The sequence below is a fragment of the Actinomadura logoneensis genome (assembly GCF_003428695.1).
GTDB lineage: Bacteria > Actinomycetota > Actinomycetes > Streptosporangiales > Streptosporangiaceae > Spirillospora > Spirillospora logoneensis.
Genome location: NZ_QURH01000544.1, coordinates 1 through 1546, shown reverse-complemented (window position 1 = coordinate 1546; position 1546 = coordinate 1). Strand labels below are relative to the sequence as shown.

Annotated in this window: 2 protein-coding genes; both read right to left on the bottom strand. The window is 74.9% G+C overall.

What is annotated here, in order from left to right:
- On the bottom strand, positions 1 to 446 hold a 446-nt coding region (locus tag DZF91_RS23985; protein ID WP_235834510.1), incomplete at its 3' end, for a gluconeogenesis factor YvcK family protein.
- A 50-nt stretch (positions 447 to 496) separates the two neighbouring features.
- Entirely contained in the window at positions 497 to 1375 is an 879-nt protein-coding gene (gene rapZ / locus DZF91_RS23980; protein WP_117359565.1) for an RNase adapter RapZ, read from the bottom strand.
- Positions 1376 to 1546 lie beyond the last annotated feature (171 nt).

Genomic DNA, 1546 nt, shown 5'->3' with positions numbered 1-1546 from the left:
GCCGGGGCCGCGCTACCGGACACCCCCGCCGGAGCGGCGCCGTCGGACGCCGCAGGCGGGGCGGCGGAACCGGACGCCGCGGCCGGGGCGGCGGTGTCGGGAACGTTCCCGGGGGCGGACTGGCCGAACAGCTCCCACAGGGCCACGATCAGCAGGTTGCCGACGGCGTGGTCGTGCAGGGCGCCCTCGCTGCGGAAGCGGTGCTGCACCACGTCCCGCCAGGTCTGGCCCCACTCGTCGTCGCCGCACAGGGCGGCGAGCGCCATCCGCAGGTCGCCGGGCGGCATGACGCCCAGCTCGCGGCGGAGCCGCCCGCTGGATCCGCCGTCGTCGGCGACCGTGACCACGGCCGTCAGGGCTTGGGTGACGCGGCGCAGCGCCGACAGCGAGGCGTACAGGCCGTGCCCCCCGCCGAGCGCGACGACCTTGGGCCCACGGGGGTTCACCGGTTCGTCCGTCTCCTCGGTCCACCCGCGCGGGCGCTCGCCCGCGCGGCTCACTCGCGGCCGAGGTCGCGATGGGCGACCTGCACCTCGACGCCCTCGTCCCGCAGCCGGGCGGAGATCTGCTCGGCCATGGCCACACTACGGTGTTTGCCACCGGTACATCCCACGGCCAAGGTCACGTAGTGCTTGCCCTCACGCTCGTACCCGGCCGTGAGCAGGCGCAACACCTCGGTGTAGGCGTCGAGGAACTCCTTGGCGCCGGGCTGCGCGAGCACGTAGTCGCGGACGTCGGCGTCGCGGCCGGTCTTGGGGCGCAGCTCCGGCACCCAGTGCGGGTTCGGCAGGAACCGGCAGTCGACGACGAGGTCGGCGTCCACCGGCAGGCCGTACTTGTAGCCGAACGACACGACGGTCGCGCGCAGCCGCGAGTCGGAGCTGCCGTCGCCGAAGAAACCGATGATCTTGTTGCGCAGCTCGTGCACGTTCAGCCCGCTGGTGTCGATCACCAGGTCGGCCTCGGCGCGCACCTCGCGGACCAGCTCGCGCTCGCGGGCGATGCCGTCCACCAGGCGGCCGTCGCCCTGCAGCGGGTGCGGGCGGCGGACGCTCTCGAACCGGCGCACCAGGTCCTCGTCGCCGGCCTCCAGGAACACCACGCGCGGGTGCACGCCGCGCGCCTCCAGCTCGGCGATCGAGGAGTGCAGGTCGGCGGTGAACGCGCGGCTGCGCACGTCCACCACCACGGCGATGCGCGGCACCGCGTCCTTCACCCGGCCGCCGAGGTCGGCCATGGTGGCCAGCAGCGCGGGTGGAAGGTTGTCCACCACGAACCACTCCAGGTCCTCCAGGGACTTGGCGGCGGTGCTGCGGCCCGCCCCGGACATGCCCGTGACGATCACGATGTCCGGGACCTGTGTCTCGGTGGTCACGTTCGTTTCCCCCTGTCGTCGGCGTCGCCCCTGCTCTCGGTGCCGCTGCCGGCACCGCCGTCCGCCGCCCCCACGGCGTCCGGTCCCTCACTCGTGCGGGCGTCCGCGCGCTCGCGCGCGCCCTCGGCCCGGTCGCCGGCGCCCGCCCCGGCGCCGGTGTTGCCGGCCGGG